Source organism: Glutamicibacter sp. NPDC088483, assembly GCF_044753145.1.
Taxonomy (GTDB): Bacteria; Actinomycetota; Actinomycetes; order Actinomycetales; family Micrococcaceae; genus Glutamicibacter.
In genome coordinates this window covers 83,236-104,010 of the sequence record NZ_JBIVMP010000002.1, presented here as the reverse complement: position 1 = coordinate 104,010, position 20,775 = coordinate 83,236, and the positions used below count along the sequence as shown (strand labels likewise).

19 protein-coding genes are annotated in these 20,775 nt (G+C 64.2%); 9 read left to right on the top strand and 10 right to left on the bottom strand.

Translation table 11 applies throughout. From position 1 onward, the window contains the following. Window positions 1-847 precede the first annotated feature (847 nt). The 7 genes from ACIP6G_RS04645 to ACIP6G_RS04615 all read left to right on the top strand — a co-directional run bounded on the left by ACIP6G_RS04645 (window position 848) and on the right by ACIP6G_RS04615 (window position 5,961). Window positions 848-1,573 (top strand): alpha/beta hydrolase, encoded by a 726-nt coding sequence (locus ACIP6G_RS04645; protein WP_400288882.1) that lies wholly within the window; start codon window positions 848-850, stop codon window positions 1,571-1,573. 141 nt (window positions 1,574-1,714) lie between these two features. Continuing rightward, window positions 1,715-1,918, top strand: coding sequence for a DUF6480 family protein (locus tag ACIP6G_RS04640; protein ID WP_400288880.1), 204 nt, complete (start codon window positions 1,715-1,717; stop codon window positions 1,916-1,918). After that, the gene (locus tag ACIP6G_RS04635) at window positions 1,908-2,543 is read left to right on the top strand and encodes a cyclodeaminase/cyclohydrolase family protein (RefSeq protein ID WP_400288878.1); all 636 of its coding nucleotides are present in this window, start codon (window positions 1,908-1,910) and stop codon (window positions 2,541-2,543) included. The genes ACIP6G_RS04640 and ACIP6G_RS04635 overlap by 11 nt, the downstream gene beginning before the upstream one ends. A gap of 43 nt (window positions 2,544-2,586) precedes the next feature. Next, window positions 2,587-3,201: a flavodoxin family protein gene (locus ACIP6G_RS04630; protein WP_400288876.1), complete on the top strand. Its 615-nt coding sequence runs from the start codon at window positions 2,587-2,589 to the stop codon at window positions 3,199-3,201. 120 nt (window positions 3,202-3,321) lie between these two features. Next, window positions 3,322-3,852 (top strand): hypothetical protein, encoded by a 531-nt coding sequence (locus ACIP6G_RS04625; RefSeq protein ID WP_332498895.1) that lies wholly within the window; start codon window positions 3,322-3,324, stop codon window positions 3,850-3,852. Beyond that, complete coding sequence (locus ACIP6G_RS04620) at window positions 3,849-5,276, top strand: phytoene desaturase family protein (protein WP_400288874.1); 1,428 nt, start codon at window positions 3,849-3,851, stop codon at window positions 5,274-5,276. The genes ACIP6G_RS04625 and ACIP6G_RS04620 overlap by 4 nt, the downstream gene beginning before the upstream one ends. Window positions 5,277-5,634: 358 nt before the next feature. Next, entirely contained in the window at window positions 5,635-5,961 is a 327-nt protein-coding gene (locus ACIP6G_RS04615) for a hypothetical protein (protein WP_286134535.1), read from the top strand. Window positions 5,962-6,067: 106 nt separating this feature from the next. On the opposite strand, the gene ACIP6G_RS04610 is transcribed toward ACIP6G_RS04615, so the two are convergent. The 3 genes from ACIP6G_RS04610 to ACIP6G_RS04600 are packed head-to-tail and all read right to left on the bottom strand — an operon-like array spanning window position 6,068 to window position 9,220. Continuing rightward, window positions 6,068-6,802, bottom strand: coding sequence for a glycosyltransferase (locus tag ACIP6G_RS04610; RefSeq protein WP_400288873.1), 735 nt, complete (start codon window positions 6,800-6,802; stop codon window positions 6,068-6,070). Next, the gene (locus tag ACIP6G_RS04605) at window positions 6,795-8,165 is read right to left on the bottom strand and encodes a PIG-L family deacetylase (RefSeq protein WP_400288871.1); all 1,371 of its coding nucleotides are present in this window, start codon (window positions 8,163-8,165) and stop codon (window positions 6,795-6,797) included. The genes ACIP6G_RS04610 and ACIP6G_RS04605 overlap by 8 nt, the downstream gene beginning before the upstream one ends. After that, complete coding sequence (locus tag ACIP6G_RS04600) at window positions 8,159-9,220, bottom strand: acyl-CoA dehydrogenase family protein (RefSeq protein ID WP_400288868.1); 1,062 nt, start codon at window positions 9,218-9,220, stop codon at window positions 8,159-8,161. The genes ACIP6G_RS04605 and ACIP6G_RS04600 overlap by 7 nt, the downstream gene beginning before the upstream one ends. A 260-nt stretch (window positions 9,221-9,480) precedes the next feature. Between ACIP6G_RS04600 and ACIP6G_RS04595 the strand changes: the two genes are divergently transcribed. Then, window positions 9,481-9,672: a CsbD family protein gene (locus tag ACIP6G_RS04595; RefSeq protein ID WP_105657701.1), complete on the top strand. Its 192-nt coding sequence runs from the start codon at window positions 9,481-9,483 to the stop codon at window positions 9,670-9,672. 128 nt (window positions 9,673-9,800) lie between these two features. Here ACIP6G_RS04595 and ACIP6G_RS04590 read toward each other — a convergent pair whose 3' ends face one another. From ACIP6G_RS04590 to ACIP6G_RS04570, 5 genes are all read right to left on the bottom strand, one after another. After that, entirely contained in the window at window positions 9,801-10,277 is a 477-nt protein-coding gene (locus ACIP6G_RS04590; RefSeq protein ID WP_400288865.1) for a pyridoxamine 5'-phosphate oxidase family protein, read from the bottom strand. 102 nt (window positions 10,278-10,379) lie between these two features. After that, window positions 10,380-11,510, bottom strand: coding sequence for a YihY/virulence factor BrkB family protein (locus ACIP6G_RS04585; protein ID WP_400288863.1), 1,131 nt, complete (start codon window positions 11,508-11,510; stop codon window positions 10,380-10,382). Window positions 11,511-11,642: 132 nt separating this feature from the next. After that, window positions 11,643-13,745 carry a catalase gene (locus ACIP6G_RS04580; protein ID WP_400288861.1) on the bottom strand — a complete coding sequence of 701 codons (2,103 nt, stop codon included), beginning with the start codon at window positions 13,743-13,745 and terminating at the stop codon, window positions 11,643-11,645. 234 nt (window positions 13,746-13,979) lie between these two features. Further along, on the bottom strand, window positions 13,980-15,200 hold the full coding sequence (locus tag ACIP6G_RS04575; protein ID WP_105657853.1) for an ammonium transporter: 1,221 nt from the start codon (window positions 15,198-15,200) through the stop codon (window positions 13,980-13,982). 260 nt (window positions 15,201-15,460) lie between these two features. Then, complete coding sequence (locus tag ACIP6G_RS04570; RefSeq protein WP_400288859.1) at window positions 15,461-16,120, bottom strand: hypothetical protein; 660 nt, start codon at window positions 16,118-16,120, stop codon at window positions 15,461-15,463. Window positions 16,121-16,229: 109 nt separating this feature from the next. Between ACIP6G_RS04570 and ACIP6G_RS04565 the strand changes: the two genes are divergently transcribed. Continuing rightward, the gene (locus ACIP6G_RS04565; protein ID WP_400288856.1) at window positions 16,230-16,904 is read left to right on the top strand and encodes a DNA-3-methyladenine glycosylase; all 675 of its coding nucleotides are present in this window, start codon (window positions 16,230-16,232) and stop codon (window positions 16,902-16,904) included. A gap of 64 nt (window positions 16,905-16,968) precedes the next feature. Here the strand turns inward: ACIP6G_RS04565 and ACIP6G_RS04560 are convergent, their stop codons facing one another. Both ACIP6G_RS04560 and ftsY read right to left on the bottom strand, forming a co-directional pair. Beyond that, window positions 16,969-19,101 carry an acyltransferase family protein gene (locus tag ACIP6G_RS04560; protein WP_400288853.1) on the bottom strand — a complete coding sequence of 711 codons (2,133 nt, stop codon included), beginning with the start codon at window positions 19,099-19,101 and terminating at the stop codon, window positions 16,969-16,971. Window positions 19,102-19,541: 440 nt separating this feature from the next. After that, window positions 19,542-20,732 carry a signal recognition particle-docking protein FtsY gene (gene ftsY, locus ACIP6G_RS04555; protein WP_400288850.1) on the bottom strand — a complete coding sequence of 397 codons (1,191 nt, stop codon included), beginning with the start codon at window positions 20,730-20,732 and terminating at the stop codon, window positions 19,542-19,544. Window positions 20,733-20,775: the final 43 nt, after the last annotated feature.

Genomic DNA, 20,775 nt, shown 5'->3' with positions numbered 1-20,775 from the left:
TCATCGCCGCCCGATTGGCGGCCACGTGTGCCAGCGGGTCGGGCGCGGACCCTCCGGTCCTGCCGCCAAGTGAACTCAGTCCGAGGACTTGGATAGCGGATGTTCCGCCCAGATCCGGTGCGGTGACAGCCTCGCTCCCGAGCGCCGGCGCTGGCGCGGCGGGAAAGGCCAGTGTGCTTGATTGGGCTCTGGCTGGCACTGCACCGGCCGCCCCGGGCCAAGCCAATGCACTGTTTAAAGCGAAGGCCGCTGCAATGGCCAGCGCCCCATACGGAAGCCGCCGGCCATTCCCGAAAACGCCGCGCGGCACAGAGCTGCTTAAACCATGATGTTGTCGTTTCATAACTTGCCAGTCCCCCAAAAACTGCAACTACTCAACAGAACCTCAGAATAGCCCCGGCATGATGATTAATCCATGGCTAGTTGAAGCCATCTTCAGCAGCGTGAGGATTCCATGCACCACTGCTTTCCCCCCTGCGCCATCGCGGCCACGCCACGCGCGTGGAAATCCAGCACCGGTTCGATGCGGTTTCGGGACCTGGGCGAGGCCCGACGCACCCTGGAATCCGCCAAAGCACCATGCCTCGCCATCCCAGCCAGCACCTGTTAGGGACCGGATTCGGGCTGAAGCATTTCAAGCCCCCACATGGCATGTGGGCTGGCATGGGCGGTGAAGAGGGCTTCAGCTCGCCGCGGCAGCGGTCTGGCGGGCGGCCCGAGTCCCGGAATTTCCCAGGCCGGGCGATGTCGCTGCCGGACTCAGCCCTACTCATGTGGTGATAATGCTCTTGGGACCGCGCCGCGGCGCAACCGGTCCCACAGCGCAACACGCAGCAAAGGAGCACCGGTGGAGACCAGCACCCTGTCCAGCAGGCTGTCGCGGTGGGCGGCATTGTCCCGCGCCTGGCTGCAGGATTATCTCTATGCCGGTGCCTGGCAGCTGCGTTCGCTGCTGCCAGGTACGGAGGCCGGCCGGCTGCTCTCCGGCAGCCATCCGGCAGCCGAACCGGTGGTGCTGATTCCGGGTATCTGGGAATCCTGGAAATTCCTGCTCCCGCTGGCCGACGCGCTGCACCAGGCCGGCCACCCGGTGCACGTGATCCCGCAGCTCGGCTTCAACCGCGGCACGGTGCCGGAGATGTCCCAGGTGGTCTCCAGCTACCTGGGCCGGGCGCAGCTCGACGATGCGGTGCTAGTGGCGCACAGCAAGGGCGGTCTGATCGGCAAGTACCTGATGTCCGCCTCGTCGCAGGGCTACCGGATCAATCGGATGATCGCCATTGGCACCCCCTTCTCCGGTTCGCGCTATGCACGCTATGCGCCGGTCCGCTCCCTGCGTTCCCTGTCGCCCAACGACCAGGGCCTGCTCAAGCTCTCGGCCAACCTGAGCGTGAATTCCCGGATCATCTCCATCTACAGCAGCTTCGACCCGCATATCCCGGGCGGCTGCGACCTGGCCGGAGCCACCAACATCAAGCTGCCTACACTGGGGCATTTCCGCTTGCTGGCCGATGTGCGCCTGCACGCCGCAGTGCTCAAGCACTTGGCGCCTGGACTGCCTCCGGCCAGCTGAATTCCGGCAGGCAGCGCACCGCAATCCGTGCGTTCCGTGTGAATCGCCCGGTGCTGTTGAGCCCGCCGGGGCCCTGGCCTAGCGTGAGCGGACAAGGGCTGGATCCCCAGCCCGCAGCCCAGATGCAGATAGGAGTAGCCGATGGACCCGCAGGAATCCTCCGCGTCGCAGCCCGACGCACAGTTGGATGAATCCCAAGAGGCCAATCGCGAAGCCGCAGCCACATCCAACCCCGACCCAGAGCAGCAACTGATTACCGGACTGGAGCCGGGCGGTTCGGTGCCGCCGGGCGAAACCCCGCCCGGTGAAGGCTCGATGAGCCAAGACCAGGGGCATGGCGAATAGCGGCCCGCAGCGTCCGATCAGCGAGGCGCGCATAGGACCCTGGCTTGAAGAGCTGGCCGAGTCGGACGGGAATCCGGGCGGCGGAGCGGCGGCGGCACTAATGCTCGGTGTTGCCGCCGCGCTGATGTCCATGTCCGCCGGCTACGTCTCGGCCTCCGGACCCGCACAGGCAGAGCTCGCCGGCCTGCAGGCCCGGGCCAAGCAGCTGCGGATCGACGCGCTGGGCATGGCCGACCGGGATGCCAAGGCCTCCGCGGATTTCGGGGAAGCGTCCGCGCAACCGCCCTCGGAGCAGCGCGACCGCCAGCTCGCCGCGGCCTGCTTGCAGGCCGCGAAATCCTCGGCGGCACTCGGTGCGCTGGCCATGACCGCCGTGAATGACCTGCGCTGGCTCGACCAGCACGCGAAACCGCAATTGGTGGCCGATGTCGCCGCCGCGCTGGGCATGGTCCGCGCAGTGCTGCAGGCCGCCAGCAGCAACCTGCGCTACGACCTGTCCCAGCTGCCCTCCGGCCCGGCGCACGCGCAGCACTCCGGATTATGGGATACCGCAGCATCGCTGGAGCGGGCGATGCAGACCGCCGCGCAGCTGGCCGCACGCGTTGATGCACGCATCAAGCGCTGATCCGGCTGCCCGGGAGCACCCTCGATGACAAGGAATGATAGCCATGGCCCAGACACCGATTAATGCACTGATCCTGGTCTGCACCCTTTCCCCTTCGCCCAAAGCCTCCAGCAGCGATCTGCTGGCCCGGCAGGTGGCGGCGGAATTCACGGAGCACCAGGTCCACTCCGAGATCCTGCGCATTGCCGATTTCGACGTGAAGCCCGGAGTGCTCAAGGACATGGGAGACGGCGACCAGTGGCCGGGGATCCGGCAGAAGCTGCTGGCCGCGGACATCCTGGTGCTGGCCACCCCGATTTGGGTAGGCCACCCCTCGAGCCTGGCCCAGCGGGTGCTGGAACGGCTGGATGCCGAGTTGTCCCAGACCGACGAGCAGGGCCGCCCGATCCTCTTCGGCAAGGTGGGAGTGGTGGCAGTGGTGGGCAATGAGGACGGCGCGCACCACGTGATTGCGGAGCTGGGCCAGGGCCTGGCCGATGTCGGGTTCACCCTGCCGGCCCAGGGCTCGACCTATTGGGTGGGGCAGGCCATGCACACCACCGACTACCAGGATCTGGACCAGACCCCGCAGGCCACGGCCAACGCCACGCAGATCGCCGCACGCAACGCGGCGCATCTGGCGCGGCTGCTCAAGGCCCGGCCTTTCCCGGCCCCCTAGCCGCCGGATGCTGGGTGCAGCCTGCGGATCAGCGCCCGGCCATTGGCCAGCGGCGGCCGGTGCCCTAGCGTTTCAGCCAGCAGAAGACTGCAACCCCAGGCGAGAACTAAGGACGGGCACATGCCGCACAACACCATCGACCAGACGACCTTGCACCGGTACCTGAGCGAACACCTGCTGGGTTCCGAATCGGGGCTGAACCACTTCAAGGCCGCCCACGGCACTTGGGCGGACACCGCCTATGCCCAGCGCTTCGAATCGCTGCACCAGCAGGTCCAAGCGGATCAGGATGACCTGAAACGGATCATGGACCGGCTGGGCTGCACCAAGCGGCCGATGGCCCGACTGCTCGCTCCGGTGGCCAAGCTCGCCGGGCACGTCAACCCGTTCAATCCGCTGCGCATGCGCAAGCTGGCCGCCGCGCAGGTGCAGCTCGATGTGCTCACCGGGCTGCTCAATGCCAAGCTGCGCATGTGGCAGACGCTGCTGCTGATGCTGCCCCATGATCCGCGCCTGGACCAGGCGCTGCTGCAGGACCTGTCGCACCGTGCCGAGTCGCAGATCAGCCAGCTCAAGGCGCTCAGCGACGAAACCTGGCCCGAGCGCTTCGCCCCGCCAGTGAACGATGAGCAGGGGGAACACCGCCCATGACCGGCAGGAAAGCGAACATTGTCGGCGCCGGGCCCAACGGGCTGGTCGCCGCGGCGGTCCTGGCCGAGCAGGGATTCGACGTCCAGGTCTTCGAGCGCAATGCCCGTCCCGGCGGTGCCGCGGCCTCCGGCAGCACGCTGGGCGAAGGCACCATTGTGGACCTGGGAGCTGCCGCCCACCCCTTCGCCTATGGCAGCCGCGCCTTCGCGCATTTCGATCTGGCCGGACATGGTTTGCAGTGGGATTTCCACGGCTATCCGCTGGCCCACCCGCTGGACGACGCCGAGTCGGTCTTCCTGCACCAGGACCTCGAAGCCACCATGGCGCAGTTCCCCGCAGACCGGAAGATCTGGCAGCTGCTGCATGGCCAGCTGGTGCGCCATCCGCAGGAGATCCTGGACAACGCCACCAGCCCGCTGCTGGGCATCCCGCCGCATCCGGTGCTCATGGCACGCTTCGGGCTGCGCGCGCTGCCGCCGGCGAAGCTGCTGGCTTCCGCCGCGTTCCGGACCCGGCAGGCCGCGGCGCTCTTCGCCGGATCCAGCGCGCATTCCATGCTGCCGCTCTCCCACCCGTTCACCTCGGGATTCGGCGCGCTCTTCGGGGCCTTGGGCCAATCCTGGGGCTGGCCGGTGGCGCACGGCGGCACCGGCAGCATCATCGACGCGCTGCTGCGGGTGCTCGACGCGCTGGGGGTGCAGATCCATACCGGGCACCAGATCAGTCACCTCGCGCAGCTTCCCGATGCGGACCTCACCTTCCTGGATGCCACGCCCCGCCAGGTAGTGCAGCTCGCCGGAGACCAGCTCCCGGCACGACTGCGCCGGCGGTTCGAGCGCTGGCGCTATGGCACCGCGGCCTACAAGGTGGACTACCTGCTCGATGGGCCGATTCCCTGGAAGGATGCGCGCACCGCGCAGGCCGGCACCGTGCATGTGATCGGCGATGCCGCCGAGCTGGCCCGGGCCGAGCGCCAGGTCGCCGCCGGGGCAATGCCCGAACGCCCATTCGTGATGGTGGTCCAGCCTTCGAGCGCCGATGCCTCGCGCGCCCCGGCCGGCCGCCAGGTCATCTGGTCCTACGCCCACGTGCCCCAAGGCTATGACGGGGATGCCGGGGCGCTCATCGATGCGCAAATCCAGCGCTTCGCGCCGGACTTCAAGGACCGGATCGTGCAGCGGGTAGTCACCGGCCCGGCGCAGCTGCAGGCCTGGAATCCGAACCTGGTCGGCGGGGATATCGGCGGCGGATCACTGGCCGGCACCCAGCAGTTCTTCCGCCCCTCGCCCTCGCTGAATCCCTATTCGCTGGGCGTGCCGGGACTGTACCTGTGCTCCTCCTCCACCCCTCCGGGCGGCGGGGTGCATGGCATGGCCGGCTGGCATGCGGCGCACCGGGCGCTGCGTGATCTTGGGCGGCACTGAGCCTCGCAACCGCGGTAGCTGAATAGGGATACTGACTAGTAGAGAATAAAGTCTGGGAATTTCCTCAGAATCGCGGCCTGTTCGCAACAACTTGGTGGGCCAATGATAATTTTTTATCAAGTCCCCACCGCTGGCCGCAGGGTCCACAGCGCATTTCAAGGGCCACGCTGCCCAGTCCGGAGGGACAGATAACTGCATTGTTGAAGTGAGAAGTATCGTCTAGAAGTGGAGGGTAGTTCACATGCCAGGAAGGCTAGTCAGGTCCCAGACCGCGTTGCGCGTAGCAGAGTTGCTGGGATCACGCGAGGGAAGAAGGCATCTGAGCAGCTATGGCTGGACCCAAGGAATGCCAGTGGTCATGACACAGCCTTTGGAAGCGCTCGATGATGTGATGGGCCTGGTCTCGGTGCACAAGCGGCCGGTGCTGGTCGCGATGGTTGAACCGCAGACCGAGGAACTGAAGTTCTTGCACATTTCCGAGCCTTCTCCAGTATTGGAAGTGGTTCAGGCCAGCGCGCCGCGCAGCAAGATCAAGGATCTGTTCGGCCAGGCCGAGCACAGCGGAATGGCTGCATTCCGTGTGAAGTACTGGCAATACACTGCGCTCGCCCACGCGGTTCCGGCTTTCGACGCCAGCAAGCTGGGACACAGGTACGCCACGCAGGAGTCCGGCAGCAGCGTGTAACCGCAAGCACCGCCGCAACGGGCACAGCCCCTCGGGAAATCGCGCATCCGCGCAGATTCGCCGGGGGCTGTTCCTATGCCAGGAACCGGGACCGCTTACTTGGGCGCTACCGGGCGTGGAGCATCTGGTGATCCAGCGCGGCAAGATAGTCCGCGAAGCCCTCGCGCAACCGCCCGCGCAAGCGCCCCGAGGTGATCGCCTGCAGCCGGGCCGTGGCCTGGACCCGGTAGCCGGCGCGGCGCAGCGCCTCGACCAAGGCCACATCCTCCCGGGCCGCCAAGGGCTCGAAGCCTCCAACATCCAGGTAGGCAGCAGCGCACACCCCGAAGTTCGCTCCGTGGATATGGCCATGCCCCTCGATCGGCTGGTAGGCCTGCTCCCATAAGGCGAAGATATGCTCATCGAGTTCGCCGCGGTCCGGTTCCACGGTTCCGGCCACCGCATCGGCCCCGCCGGCGTGCAGGCAGGCAAAGCCCTCCAGCCAATGCTCGGCGACGCAGGTATCCGCGTCGGTGCTGGCCAGCCAGATGGCGCTCGGGTCCGCGTCCGCGCCGAAGCTGGCCAGGGCGTGGCGTGCCCCGGCATCCCGGCTGGCTCCTACATTGCCGAAGCTGGCCTGCAGCAAGCTGATCCGCTGATCTGCGCTGATCTGCCGCTGGGCAACCTGTACCGTGCCGTCGGTGCAGCTATCGGCAACCACGATGGCCCGGACCTGCAGCTGCGGGCGGGCACGCGCCAACCGGTCCATGGCCGCGCGCACCGAATCCAGGCAACGGCCCAGGCGTTCTTCCTCGTCATGGGCCGGGATGATGACCGCCATGGCCGCCAGCTGCCTACCCATGGGCACCAGCGGGCTTGCGCAGTATTTCAAGCAGGAAATCGGCCTCGCGATGCTCCACGATGCGCTCCCACCCCAGTTCTCCCGCCATCCGGTGCACATCCTCCCCGTCCAGCGGCCAGCCTTCAATGGGATGCAGCCAATGGCAGAGCACCAGCTCTCCGCCGGCTTCCAGTGCTGCAGCACTGGCGGCGAGCACCTGCTCCAGTTCGTCAGCGGCCAGGAAATAGCCGATCTCGCTGAGCACTACCAGCTGCACGCTCCCCGGCTCCAGCTGCGGAAATTGTTGGGGCACCGTGGCCTGCAGCAAGCTGACATGCTCCATTCCGGCCACGGCACGCCGGGCCTGGGCTAGCGCGGTAGCGCTGGCGTCCACCGCCAGCAGGCTGGTGCTGCGGCGGGCCAGTTCGGCGCTCTGCACCCCGATGGAGCATCCCAGCTCCAGAACCGCCGCATACTGCTCCCGGGGCAGGGAGGCGAGCAGGATTTGCTGCTTGCGCTGCTCGTAGCGGCTGCTGCGGTATTCCCACGGATCTTCGCGCTTTCCGTAGAGCTCGTCGAAGACCGCCGGAGCCGACGCGGCGTCCTTGTGGCCAGGCCAGGTGGCGCGGAAGATCTCGGCGCCGCGGGAAAAATGCTGCAGGAAGCCTTCGCTAAGGAGGACCTCGTCTCCTGGCAGGGCGGACAGCGGCCTCGTTTGGGAACGGTGGGCCTCCAGGGCGCGGGCCTTGGCCTGGGCGCTGGAAGCATCCAGGGCCAGCCGGCGCCAATGCCTGAAGCTGGGCTGCCGGCCCGGTTGCGCCCAATGCCAGAACCAGATGGGGAATTCCAGATGGCAGGCATTGTGCGCCAGGGCGCAGTCCGCGGCGAGCAGGCCCAGGATTTCGTGGTCCGGGTGCCCGTCGCCGCGGTAGGTGCTGGCGATCAGGCAGCGCTCGCCGGCGTGCTGCTCAAGGGCTGCGCGGATCGGCTCCTGCTGCGCTTCGAGTTTCCCATCGCCCAGGCCCAAGCAGTGCAGATGCAACGTTCCGCTGCGCGGTCCTTGTGCGCGCAGCGTGTCCATGGCCTCGGCCAGCTCGGCCTGGCGCAGCGCGGCCAACCGGGCCGCGGAGTGTGTTGTGGAGTCCGGATGCGAGGCTTCCCCGAAGCTGCAGACGATCACGTGGACATCGATCCCCCGGCCAAGCGCCATGCGGATCAGCCCTCCAGCTCCCAGCGTCTCGTCATCCGGGTGGGCGGCCAGAACAATCACCGATGCGATTGCGTGGAAGAGCTTCTCCGGATCCAGTACGGCGATCCGCTCTAGCCCAGCCTGCTGCCAGCAGCTTGCAGAGGTTCCCTGGTCCTCATGCGTGAAGTTCACCATGCGCTGCCGCCTTCCGCGCCGGCGCGGTCCACCATCAGCTGGCCCAGCGCCGCGTCATCGCGGGCCGCGTGGTGCTGGCGCAGATATATGCCCAGGTCAGCTGCACGCCGCGCATGCTCCTCATCGGCGGTCAGCGGGCCCGGACCGGTGGACTGGCCGCTGAGCTGCAACACCCGCTCGCAGGCCCCGGCCACCTGGCCGCGGACCCGGTGGGCCGAAATGGCATCCAGCGCTCCGGCATCGGCCAGCCCGGCGGCCTGTTCCAGCAGCGCCGCGCAGCCGGCCAGCAAGCGGTCTGCTTCGCCGAGCCAAGCAAGGGCCAGCTGATCCGGGGGGCGCGCTTGGGCGCTGCGCAGCAGATGGCGGTAGATTCCCACCGCTGCCCCGAACCAGCAGGCGGCCACGCCAACGCCCCCGACAGCGAACCCGGGACGGGACAGGTACCAGCCGGCGTCCTGCACCGGTTGTGCCGGCACGCCGGTGAAGTTCACGCTGCCGCTGGGCAGCTGCGCCATGCCGCGGCTGACCCAGGCATCCGATGCCGGTTCAACGCCCGGATGCCGCAAGGAAACCATGAACAGCCGGCCACCATCGGGCGTGGGGGCGGTGACCAGGGCATGCGTCAGCTGCGCGGCCAACGAGCACCAGGGCTTGGTGCCGTTCAGCTCCCATCCCCCGCCGGACTGGCGAACCGCTTCCAGGGTGGCGTTGGGCGGCTGCGCGGCGAAAACGCCCCATGCAGTGCCGGCCGGCCACGAAATGCCCGCCTGGCTCAGGATTCCTGCGGCATCCAAATGCGGTTCCAGCGTCCTGGCTGCGACCAGGTCGGTGGCGGCCACGGTGGCCAGCAGCTCCCACAGGCGCTGGGTCTGTCCGGCCGCTGGCACCGGAGGTTCCTCCCCCGAACTTTCCAGCGTACGCAGCATCGCTTCCGGGTTGCCCTCGCAGCGCACGGCGGCCGCACGCACCGCTTCTTCGGCGCCCCACCATAACTCGCTGTTGCGGGGGCGGGATCCTGGTTCGGCTGCACTAAATGACACCGGCCGCTGGTCCATCGGCTCTCCTTCTCTGTTCGGAACTTTTGGCCAGTCTAGGTCACGGCCCATTCGTGCCCGGCCCAGCTGAATGACTCCTGATAACCGCAAAGGACCACGCAATGCAGCGAGGCAGCTTATGTGGTTGGCCGCCGCGACGGCGGCACTGTGATGATCTGCAAAGTTGGCCGCAAGCAAACTTTCAGCTTCGGGACCCCGATTTGCAATCTGCCCTATAGTTCAAATTGTAAGTAACCAGATCCACACAGGAGGTAAGAATCATGGGAATTGGAGACAAGATCCAGAACAAGGCCCAGGAAGCATCTGGCAAGGCCAAGGAGGCCTACGGCGATGCCACTGATAATGAGCGCCTGCAAGCTGAAGGCGTGAAGGACCAGGCCGCCGCCAAGGCAAAGCAAGCAGGAGAACACGTCAAGGACGCCGCGAAGGATGTCAAGGACGACCTGTCCTAAACCGCACTACCAGCTATGCCCCATGGATGCGTATCCATGGGGCATAGCTCTGCGCTAGGTAATGTGCACAGCAATACGGCCGCTGCTCCGGGAATTCGGAGCAGCGGCCGTTGGCGGTTTTCGGCGTCCTAGAGTTCGACGCTATTCGAGTCCCCGGGCTCGGCAGGTTTTCCGGTGAGCTTCTGCTTCACCCAGCCGGCCACCAGGCTCGCCGCCCCGCCGGGGTTCTCCCAGTATTCAGCGGAGTCGGCATCGATGCGCAGCAGCACAGTCTGCGCAGATTCCGGGCCTTCGCTGGCGAAGGTCTCCACCGCGGCGTTCCACAGTTCCTTCTTCTTGGCGACATCGAGCACCACCTCGGCGTGGCCGCTGACCGACACCCACGCCTTGGATCCGCTGAACGCGGCATTGACCAGTCCCTGGGCCCGGATTTCCTGGACAATCCCGGCGTCGGCGGCAGAGAAGAACCAGAGCTCTCCTTCGTCGGTGGCTTCAATCAGCGTCAGGGGGCGGCTGGCCAGCCGTCCAGCGCTGTGGGTTGTGACCATGGCGATCCGCAGGTCCTTGATGATGCTGATGACTTTGCTTGCTTCGTCGTTGGCCATGATGAGCTCCTTTGTCTTGGAATGATCTGTTCGTTTCACACGCTACCGAGGTGCCGGCCCGCGCCAAGGGGCGCCCAGGCGATTGCCAGCTTCGGCTCCTGCTCAGCTTTCCGGGTTCCGCCTGGAATCCGGATCCGCTTGCTCTTCGGCGTCCAGCTCGCTGGCGAAACGCAGCTGCCGCCCGTCGCTGATGTCCTGCTCTTCTTTTTCCTCCTGCTTCATGCTGGCCTTGGTATCCCGCGGCGGAAGCTGGACCGAGCGCTCGGCGGCAATCCCCGCCTGCAGCTGGCGCCCGCGCTCGGCTTCCGCGTCGAAGACCGCGCCGAACAGCAGCGACAGGTTGGCGATCCACAGCCACAGCAGCAGCACGATGACCCCGCCGATGGCGCCGTAGGTCTTGTTGTAGTTGCCGAAGTTCGAAACGTAGAAGAAGAAGCCGACGGTCGCTACCGCCAGCACGAGCAGCGCGATGGCCGAGCCGAGGCTGATCCAGCGGAACTTCGGTTGCTTCACATTGGGAGCCCCGTAGTAGAGCACGGCCACCAGCACAATCGCGCACAGCACGATCACCGGCCATTTGGCGATATTCCATATCGCCACCGCGCCCTCGCCCAGCCCCATGGAATTGCCCAGCGCCTGGGCCAGCGGACCGGAGACGATCAGCAGCATCCCCAGCACGGACACGGCCACAAGAAGCACCAGTGTCAGCAGCAGCATCAGCGGGCGCAGCTTGTAGAACGGCCGGCCTTCGGCCACCTCGTAGATCTGGTTCATTGCCCGTCCAAACGCCCCGACATACCCCGAGGCGCTCCATAGCGCACCGAGCAGACCGGCAATCAGCGCCAGGCCTGCCGACGGGGCCGAGGCCAGCTGCTCGATGGGCTGGCGCAGGGTTTCGACCACTTCCTTGCTGGCCAGTTCCTGGATCAGCGAGAGGATGTTGCGGGTCATGTTCTCCGCCTGGCCGGCAACTCCGAGCAGAGAGACTACCGCCAGCAGGGCCGGGAAAATGGAGAGCATCGCGAAATAGGTCAGCGAGGCCGCCATATCCGTGCATTTCTTCCGGGAGAATTCCCTGATGGAGCGCTTGGCCGCGTATTTCCATGACCTGGAGTGCATATCCGGCGGGGAATCGGGTTTGGATTCGGCATCGGGTCCAGGAGCGTGCCGGGCTTTGGCAGCGGTTTCGGCCGCGTTCCCGTTCCCGGCATGGCTATCGGTTCCTGAAGGCATCTTGCACCTCTTTTCATCAGCTATCTGTGCCAGTTGATTGCCGCCGGCCCAGCTGCTGGGCCAGGCCGGCGCGGCAGGCGCATCGAGTCATGCACCTGCCGCGCCACCTGCTAGGCCAGCTGGGCCACGCTGCTACTCGGCGACCGGGAAACGCTCCCACGCGCGGTGGGTGGACAGCAACTGCTCCGCGCTTTCGGCCACCGCCGAAAGTTCCACCAGCGCGATGCCCGGCGCATCATCCTCCAGGCCGACCGCTTGCAGCAGGCCATCGGAGAGCCCGTCCAAGGTGATGATGGCCTTGTTGTGCCGGTAGGCCTCCGCGACCAGCAACGCCACGCGAGGGTCGATGGGAACCCCGCCTGCCCCCAAGGCACCGGCCTTGGCATCCAGCGCAACCGCGGCGTCCGGGGCCGGCGGCAACGGGCCGATGAGCACCAGCGCATCGAATTCGATGGAGCGCGCCGTCAGGTAGGTGCGGTCAATGGGCAGGTCCGGGGCCACCTCGCCGCCGGAGGCCGAAACGAGCAGCGGGGACATGCCCCGTTCGGCCAGCGCCTGGGCTATTGCCGGCACGTGCTGGTGGTTTCCGCTGTTGAACACCACCCCGACCTTGCGCCCGTCCACCGGCCAGGCTTTTCCGATCTGGGACAGCGCGGGGCTGGCCACCGGGTCATCCAGCTGCACTGCGGCCGGTGCCGGCAGGCCCAGTGCCTTGGCGACCCCGGCGGCCAGCTGGCTATCGATCTTGGCCAGGCATTCCACCTGCCGCTGGCGGATCGCGGTATCGGTGCACTTGCCCAGCTCAAAGGAGTAGGCCTGCTGCACATGGGCGCGCTCCACGGCCGAGAGGCTGATGTAGAACAAGCGGGCCTGGCTGTAGTGGTCCGAGAAGCTGGCCGGTTCGGAACGCACCTTCTTGCTTTCAGGCACCGGCTGCGGGAAGTCCAGCGGAGGCTGCTGCCCGGAAACCACTTGCGACATGTAGGGGCAGCCGCCATCCAGCGAGTTCGGCTTGTACGGCGCGATGCCTTTGGGCACCCGGTGCTGGTGGAAGCCGTCGCGGAACATGTCGTTGACCGGAGAGTCCGGCGAGTTGATCGGGATCTGCGCGAAGTTCGGTCCGCCCAACCGGGTCAGCTGGGTGTCCAGGTAGGAGAAGAGCCGCGCCTGCAGCAGCGGGTCGTCGCTGATATCGATGCCCGGAACCAGATGCCCGGGGTGGAAGGCCACCTGCTCGGTCTGCGCGAAGTAGTTCTCCGGGTTGCGGTCCAGCACCATCTTGCCCAGCGGCTGGACCGGGGCCAGTTCTTCTGGCACGAATTTCGTCGGATCCAGCAGGTCGATGCCCTCGAAGACCCCCGAACCGTCGTCGGGGAAAATCTGCACGCCCAGTTCCCATTCGGGGTAGGCTCCGGCATCAATGGCTTCGGCCAGATCGCGGCGGTGGAAGTCCGGATCCGCGCCGGCGGCCAGCTGGGACTCTTCCCAGGCCAGCGAGTGCACGCCGAGCTTGGGCTTCCAATGGAACTTCACCAGGGACGCTTTGCCCGCCTCGTTGACCATGCGGAAGGTGTGCACGCCGAAGCCTTCCATCATGCGCAGCGAGCGGGGTATCGCACGGTCGCTCATCTGCCACATCACGTGGGCCTGAGCAGGGGTATGCAGGGAGACGAAATCCCAGAAGGTATCGTGGGCCGATTGCGCCTGCGGGATCTCGGTATCCGGGTGCGGCTTCGCGGCATGGACCAGATCCGGGAACTTGATGCCATCCTGGATGAAGAACACCGGGATGTTGTTGCCCACCAGGTCGAAAATGCCCTCTTCGGTATAGAACTTCGTGGCAAAGCCGCGGGTGTCGCGGGCCGTGTCCATCGAGCCGCGGGAACCGACCACGGTGGAAAACCGCACGAAGACCCGGGTCTGCTTGCCCGGCTTGAGGAAATCGGCCCGGCACAGCTCCGAGGCGTTGCCGTAGCTGATGAAGGAACCGTGGGCGCCAGCCCCGCGGGCGTGGACCACGCGCTCCGGAATCCGCTCATGGTCGAAATGCATGATCTTCTCGCGCAGGTGGTGATCCTGCAGCAAGGTGGGCCCGCGCTCTCCGGCTTTCAGCGAGTGGTCGGTATCGCTGACGGGAGCTCCCTGGTTGGTGGTCAGGAATTCGCTGTCCTGGCCGGGGCCGGACAAGACCGGTTCCCCTCCCGGGCTTGCTTGCTGTTGTGGTTCGCTGGCCATGGCACTCTCCTAGCTGCTTGGGAATAATCGGCTGGTGAATGCCACGCTAGGGGCCGGTGCACCGCTGATGCCAGCGAACTAGGCGATTCCCATGATTTACACATGTGCCCGGCACCGGGCGTGAACACGCCAGGACCGCCGGTGGCTGCATGGCCCACCGGCGGTCCTGGTAGGACGTTTCAGAAACGCCCTGCCCCTCGTGCTTGTGTTGCGTTATTTTCCAGATTCCGCTCCTTACTTGGAAACCAGCTGGTATCCATTTTCGTTGTGCTCCGCCTCGTCGATCCCGGCAATTTCGATATCTGCCGCGACACGCCATGGGCTGAACTTTCCAATGACCGTGGCGATGACCCAGGTCATCACCGCGGAGAAGACCATGACCACAATCAGGGTGGCTGCCTGGGCGATCAGCTGGGCGACGCCTCCGCCGTAGAACAGTCCGCCAGCGCTCTCCTCGGTTGGCAGGGCGAAGAAGCCCAGGAACAGGGTTCCGATCAAGCCGGCGACCAGGTGCACGCCGACAACATCCAGCGAGTCGTCGTAGCCCAGCTTCCATTTCAGGTTCACTGCCCAGGCTGCACCGGCGCCAGCCAGGACGCCCAGCAGCATCGCGGCCCACGGGGCCACATCTGCGCAAGAAGGGGTGATGGCGACCAGGCCGGCCACCAGGCCGGAGGCGACACCCAGCGAGCTGGGGCGGGAACCGCGAAGCTTCTCAACCAGGATCCAGCCAAGGACGGCCGCACCCGGAGCTGCCAGGGTGTTGACCCAGATGAGTCCAGCCTGCTCGACGGTGGTCGCCGCACCGGCGTTGAAACCGAACCAGCCGAACCACAGCAGGCCGGCACCGAGCATGACCAGCGGGGTGTTGTGCGGCTGCGGACGATCGTGGAAGTTGTGGCGCTGGCCCAGCTTCAGGGCCAGGACCAGGGCTGCGATACCTGCGTTGGTGTGGACCACTGCGCCGCCGGCGAAGTCAATGGCTTCGCCGAAGATGCTGCCCAGGAATCCGTCTGCGGAGAGCAAGCCTCCACCCCAGACCCAGAAGGCCACCGGTGCGTACACCAGGGTGACCCACAGCGGGACGAAGAACAGCCATGGCGCAAAGCGGGCACGGTCGGCGATGGCTCCGGAGATGATGGCTACCGAGATCATGGCGAAGGTACCGGCGAATCCGGCGGCGAGCAATTCGGACTGCTCGGTGTTGTGCATGGCGAAGTCGCTGATTGGATTACCGACGATTCCGGCGATGGCTGGTTCCCCGGCAGAGAACGAGTAGCCCCAGAGCACCCAGACAACGGCGGTGATCGCCGCGGCGGAGAAACTCATCAGCATCATGTTCACCACGCCGGTGGCGCGAGTCATGCCGCCGTAGAAAAGTCCCAGTGCCGGTGTCATCAGCAATACGAGTGCGGCAGCTATCAGGATCCATAAGCTGGCTACATCCAACTCCATCTGGATCACTTCCCCTCAAGGTATTCGGTGTATCGGTGGTGTTATGACTATCTAACGCGCCCGATGTTTCCGAACACTCGCTGCTTCGTTTCCGCCGTGTATCAAGTTCCTGCCGGGGGTAACGTTTGCTTCTCGGCAATGTTTCGCCGCCGTTTCGAACAGTTCACGGTGCTGCTGGCCGACGGTCAAAAGAACAGCCCGGCATCAGCAGAAAGTGCTTTCTGCTGATGCCGGGCTGGCGAGGCGGATGCCGGCAGCGGCTACAGCCGCTTGATCTTCACGACCTGGAACTTCGGCACCGTAGTGGATCCGCCGATGGTCGTGTCGTAGCTCAGGGATCCGGTCACCGTGGCGGTGATTTGGACAATGTCCTCGGCCACGATGTCATCCAGCGCCTCGCAGTCCGCCAGGCCGTCACCGGCAGTGAACATCGAATTGTGCTCGTAGTCGTATTTGCCCACCTGCGCGTGGCTCAGCTCGGCACGGAAGGTGCAGGGACCGGTCGCGGAGTCGAACTGGGTGACCAGGCCGTAGAGAATCACATTCTCATCGATGTGCGAGTCCGGTTGCTTCACGATTTGCGCCAGCGCCCGCTTGGTGACCTTCTTGGCCTTGTTGGCCTTGGCTTTTTCCGCCGCGGCCTCAGCTTCCCTGTCTTTCTTTTCCTTCGCCTTGCGTGCCTTCTGGGCTTCTGCGGCCGCTGCGCGTTCTTCCTCGGCTGCGCGAAGCTCTGCTGCTTCTTCCTCGGCCAGGGCCAATTGCGTTTCGGTTTCTGCCAGCTGGGCTTGCAGTGCTTCCTTTTCAGCAGCTATGGCTGCGCTCGAGGCTTGCGCAGCCTCGAACTCTTCTGCCGATACCCCGCAGGCAGCCAGCGATAGACTTCCGGCCAGTGCGGTTGCAGTTACTAAGAACCTTTTCATGCTCATTCCCCATTTCACAAGTGCGAGTTGCTTGAACCCCCAAGTTTCAAGTACCCATGATCCTTACAGGGGCCGGGGACAATTTAGCTGGAGCAGGCACACTGGAAGCATGGACCGATCTTTCTTCTTGCCCGATGCCTTGGACGTTGCGCCCCGGTTGCTCGGTGCAGTGCTCACCGTGGATTCCATTAACGGACCGGTCAGCGTGCGCATCACCGAAACCGAAGCGTACATGGGCCTGGGAACCGCAGGGCCCTACGATCCGGGCAGCCACTCGAAGGACAGGAAAACCGAACGCAACGCGTCCATGTTCCTGGAACCCGGGCACGCATACGTGTACTTCACCTATGGAATGCACTACGCCCTGAATTTCGTCTGCTCACCACCAGGAGCTGCGTCCGGGGTGCTGATACGTTCTGGCGAAATTATTTCCGGCGCCGACCTGGCCCACGCACGAAGACTGGAGAAGCGGCCCGTCCGCTACGCCCGCAACCCCATCCCGGAAATCCAGCTGGCCCGTGGACCGGGGAACTTGGCCACCGCATTGGGCCTCACAAGACTGGAACATGACGGGCTGGATCTGTTCGCTGCACCCTTTACCCTCCGTGCTGCCTGTGGTCTCCCGGAAGCTTTGCGCACTGGACCCCGCGTTGGCGTCGCGGGGATAGCCGGCGGTCCGCAGTTCCCCTGGCGATTCTGGCTGCCCGATGAGCCAAGCGTTTCCGCATTTCGCCCGGGCCGCGATGCTCCCGGGGCAGTCACGGGCATTAGGAAACAAAAATAGGCTCTGGCCCCAACGCATTCACTGCGTTGAAGCCAGAGCCTATCGAGCAAGGTGCCGCAAAGCCCTATGCTGCCGGGAACAGTTCCTTCGAATCCAGTTCCTTCTTCAGCCGGGATTCCAGGGTCTGGGACAGGGACTCGGCAAAGGTTTCGGTCAAGTGCGAGTGGTCCCAATAGGCCACAATGCCACCGACTACCGCAAAGCAGCGTCCGTCCTCGCACAGCTGGTCATTCATGTCCACGTCAATAATATTCGGCTTGTCCAGGGCCTTCACCGCGTCGGCTTGCGGATCCATCGGGATCCATTGCTTCGCCTCGCCACTGCATTCGCTGAATTCGCCATCGCTGGAGGCCACGCAGTCAGGCACATTCTCCACGGTCTCCCCCGGGAAGGACGTGTCCCGGATGACCGCTACAGCGGCGCCAGTGCCGGCCCAGTCCTGGAGAATCTTTTCGTAGGCCTTTTGGGCAGGTTCAGCGGTGTTTTCCATTTCGTATCCGGAAACCGGAAGGGACTGGCGGTTGGAGCTGATCACCAGATCATAGTCTTCCTTTTCGATCTGCTTGGTCACCCAGCTGCCATAATCAGCGCAGCCCTTTTCCCGTGCCTCGGAGTCAAAGACCTGCGGTTCGCCCATGACGGCGCAACGGCTGGCCAGATAGGTATCAATACTCCAGCCATTCTTTTTCGCCATCGGTTCCAAAGCAGGAATCCACTGGCCTGCATGCGAGTTTCCAACCAGTGCTACCTTGATCTTGCCATCACCGTAGTTGCATACCGGGCGGTCCTTGTAGTCGGCGTCCTGGCTGGCGAAGCAATCGTCCTTGTAGACAACCGGCTTGTCGGTCTTCGCAACTACCGGGGCGGGAGCCACCGGCTGGTAGGCCGTCTCGATATTCACTGCTTCACCGCATGATTCACTGAGCGACGCGGCACCGAAGCAGTCTTCGCCCAGCTCCTTTTCGACCTGGGCCAAGGCCTTGTCGACGTCTTGGGCGTCATTGATAATGCGTTCGGTGTTGAGGTAGAAAGCTCCGGCAACCAAAGCCAAGACGAGGCTGCCCGTGGCAAGGAAGCGTGGCGCCGTGAGCAGTACCGAGGCGTCAATGAACTTACGGAATCGAACCTCGACAAGCTTCTGCGTCAAAACAGCCAAGACCAGCGTCAAGGCCAGGGCAATGATCTTCTGAGGCCACTTGAAGTCTTCCACCATGAACGGCATCAGGATCAATAGCGGCCAATGCCAGAGGTAGATGGCATAGGAATTGTCACCGAAGAACTGGAACGGCTTGCTGCTCAAGAACATGTTGGGCGAGTACTTGTGCGTGGAATGGCAGAGCAGGATCAGTGCGGTGCCGAATACGGGAATTGCTGCAATGTATCCGGGGAACGGCATCTGCCCGGTAAAGGCCACTGCGCTGAATGCGACGGCAAGGACTCCGCCCCACGACCCGATCAAGCTCATCACATCACTCTTGGCCGCATGCGCGCGCGTTCCCAATGCCGCTACCAAGGCGCCTGCCGAGAATTCCCAGACTCGGGTAAAGGTTGAGAAGTATGCGCTGCCCGGTTCGGTCGCGGTTGCGTATAGCGAGTATCCGAAGGAAATCAAGAAGACGGCGCTGATTCCGGCCAACGCGGCGGTTGCCGGCTTGATTCCGGACTTGACGGCAGCAATGATCAGCAGGCCGATCAGAATTGGCCATACGAAATAGAACTGCTCTTCTGCAGACAGGGACCAGAAATGCTGGAAGGGGCTTGGAGCTTCGCCTTCGGCAAGGTAATCGACTTTGGTCAGTGCCAGGTACCAGTTCTGGAAGTAGAACGTCGCGGCCATCGCTTGCAACCCCCAGTCCTGCCACACCGTGGACGGTGCGAAGAACCAGATGCCCAAGACGCTGGCCAGGATCACCAAGAAGGAGGCAGGGATCAGCCGCTTGACTCGCCTCATCCAGAAATTGACGACATCGCCAATGCTCTTCGGCGGCTTGGCGAGCAGATGCGAAGTGATCAGGAATCCCGAGATCACGAAGAACACGTCGACTCCGACGAAGCCGCCGGGCAGATAGTGCCCCCAGAAGTGGTACAGCACAACAACACCTACGGCGATGGCGCGCAGGCCCTGGATGTCCATGCGAAAAGCCGTGGGCTTAGGGTCCTGCTTGACTGGTATGGGCAGGTCTTGGTTCGACGACACTTCTGGATGGATCCTTTACCGGCTGGTCTGGCCGCACGGGGGCACCCAGAATCAACCGGAGTATCCCTCATGCAGTGCGTACAGATTGAAGGGACACACTTCCCCAGAAAACATCTTTACCCAAGTAGTCTGGACGTTTTCTGTAGCACTGGTCACTGCCTCCTTGGGTGACCCGCGGCCAGAAGGCGCCGGAAAAGTTCCATTCACTCACTGACTAGATCTTTTCCGTGGAGGCCCCAAGGAAAGTTTCGGACCCAGGGTCGAGTGGTGTGACTGACCTCACTGCAAGATTTCCTTGATTCCAACCCCTGTGTGCGCCCCATGGCCCAACAGGAACAAAACTGCTCTGTGCAGGAATTGCAGATGCGCAGCGCCCGCTTAAACAAGATCTCCCCGCCGTAGGAAACGACGGGGAGATCAAGAAAATATGGAATTATCGATTAGCCTTCGAGCAGTGCGTCCACGAACTCTTCCGGGTTGAAAGGCGCGAGATCATCCGGGCCCTCGCCCAATCCCACCAGCTTCACCGGAACACCGAGCTGACGCTGGATAGCCACGACGATGCCGCCCTTGGCAGTGCCATCGAGCTTGGTCAGCACGATGCCCGAAACATTGACAACCTCGGAGAAGACCTTGGCCTGCTGCAGGCCGTTCTGTCCGGTGGTCGCATCGAGGACCAGCAGGACTTCGTCAATGGTGGCCTTCTTCTCGACCACTCGCTTGATCTTGCCCAGCTCGTCCATCAGGCCGACCTTGTTCTGCAGGCGGCCGGCGGTGTCGATCATGACAATGTCGACTTCCTGCTCGATGCCCGCGGAAACGGCTTCAAAGGCAACGGAGGCCGGGTCGGCACCGTCGATTTCGGAACGCACGGTAGGCACGCCTACGCGGTCGCCCCAGGTAGCCAGCTGCTCGGCGGCGGCCGCACGGAAGGTATCGGCAGCGCCCAGCAGGACGTCCTTGTCTTCCGCAACGAGTACTCGCGCCAATTTGCCGATGGTGGTGGTCTTGCCAACACCGTTGACCCCGACCACCATGATGATGCTTGGGCGGTCCGGATGCGGTTCAGGCAGGTAGCTGCGGTCCAAGCTAGGATCCACCAGCTTGAGCAGTTCCTCGCGAAGCATTGCCTTGACGCGAGCCGGGTCCTTGCTGCCTTCAATCTTCACTCGTTCACGCAGTGCGTCAACAAGCTCAAGCGCAGGCTCGGTACCCAGGTCTGCCATCAGCAGATTTTCTTCAATCTCTTCCCAGACATCCTCGTCAATTGAGTCTTGGCTGAGCAGGGCCAGCAGGCCCTTGGAGAACATACTGTTGGATTTGGTCAGTCGCGCACGCAGCCGGGCCAGACGGCCCTGCACTGGTTCTGGAACATCGAGCTGTGGCGCAGCAGGTGCGGCAGGTGCGGCAGGCTCTTGGACCGCGACAGGCGCATCGCTTGCACCGGCAGTGTCCGCTGCGGCATCAGTATCGCCCTCAGCACTCTGGCCAGCTGGCAAGTCGTCTGCATCGCGCTCTGACGTATACGGAGTCTTGGGCTTGCGGCCCTTGGTGACGAAGGCAATGACGCCAATGGCCACCACGGCAACAACCGCGACAATGATGATGGTTAATATAAGCGAATCAGACACGCTCTAAATCGTCTCATATCTCCAACGATTTAGGGATCATATG

Excerpts from the sequence above, each read along its gene's own strand:
- ACIP6G_RS04610 (WP_400288873.1), bottom strand. The coding sequence starts at position 6,802 with ATGGGTAGGCAGCTGGCGGCCATGGCGGTCATCATCCCGGCCCATGAC.
- ACIP6G_RS04640 (WP_400288880.1), top strand. The coding sequence starts at position 1,715 with ATGGACCCGCAGGAATCCTCCGCGTCGCAGCCCGACGCACAGTTGGAT.
- ACIP6G_RS04625 (WP_332498895.1), top strand. The coding sequence starts at position 3,322 with ATGCCGCACAACACCATCGACCAGACGACCTTGCACCGGTACCTGAGC.
- ACIP6G_RS04600 (WP_400288868.1), bottom strand. The coding sequence starts at position 9,220 with ATGGACCAGCGGCCGGTGTCATTTAGTGCAGCCGAACCAGGATCCCGC.
- ACIP6G_RS04590 (WP_400288865.1), bottom strand. The coding sequence starts at position 10,277 with ATGGCCAACGACGAAGCAAGCAAAGTCATCAGCATCATCAAGGACCTG.
- ACIP6G_RS04575 (WP_105657853.1), bottom strand. The coding sequence starts at position 15,200 with ATGGAGTTGGATGTAGCCAGCTTATGGATCCTGATAGCTGCCGCACTC.
- ACIP6G_RS04570 (WP_400288859.1), bottom strand. The coding sequence starts at position 16,120 with ATGAAAAGGTTCTTAGTAACTGCAACCGCACTGGCCGGAAGTCTATCG.
- ACIP6G_RS04605 (WP_400288871.1), bottom strand. The coding sequence starts at position 8,165 with ATGGTGAACTTCACGCATGAGGACCAGGGAACCTCTGCAAGCTGCTGG.
- ACIP6G_RS04620 (WP_400288874.1), top strand. The coding sequence starts at position 3,849 with ATGACCGGCAGGAAAGCGAACATTGTCGGCGCCGGGCCCAACGGGCTG.
- ACIP6G_RS04635 (WP_400288878.1), top strand. The coding sequence starts at position 1,908 with ATGGCGAATAGCGGCCCGCAGCGTCCGATCAGCGAGGCGCGCATAGGA.
- ACIP6G_RS04630 (WP_400288876.1), top strand. The coding sequence starts at position 2,587 with ATGGCCCAGACACCGATTAATGCACTGATCCTGGTCTGCACCCTTTCC.
- ACIP6G_RS04615 (WP_286134535.1), top strand. The coding sequence starts at position 5,635 with ATGACACAGCCTTTGGAAGCGCTCGATGATGTGATGGGCCTGGTCTCG.
- ACIP6G_RS04595 (WP_105657701.1), top strand. The coding sequence starts at position 9,481 with ATGGGAATTGGAGACAAGATCCAGAACAAGGCCCAGGAAGCATCTGGC.
- ACIP6G_RS04565 (WP_400288856.1), top strand. The coding sequence starts at position 16,230 with ATGGACCGATCTTTCTTCTTGCCCGATGCCTTGGACGTTGCGCCCCGG.
- ACIP6G_RS04580 (WP_400288861.1), bottom strand. The coding sequence starts at position 13,745 with ATGGCCAGCGAACCACAACAGCAAGCAAGCCCGGGAGGGGAACCGGTC.
- ACIP6G_RS04585 (WP_400288863.1), bottom strand. The coding sequence starts at position 11,510 with ATGCCTTCAGGAACCGATAGCCATGCCGGGAACGGGAACGCGGCCGAA.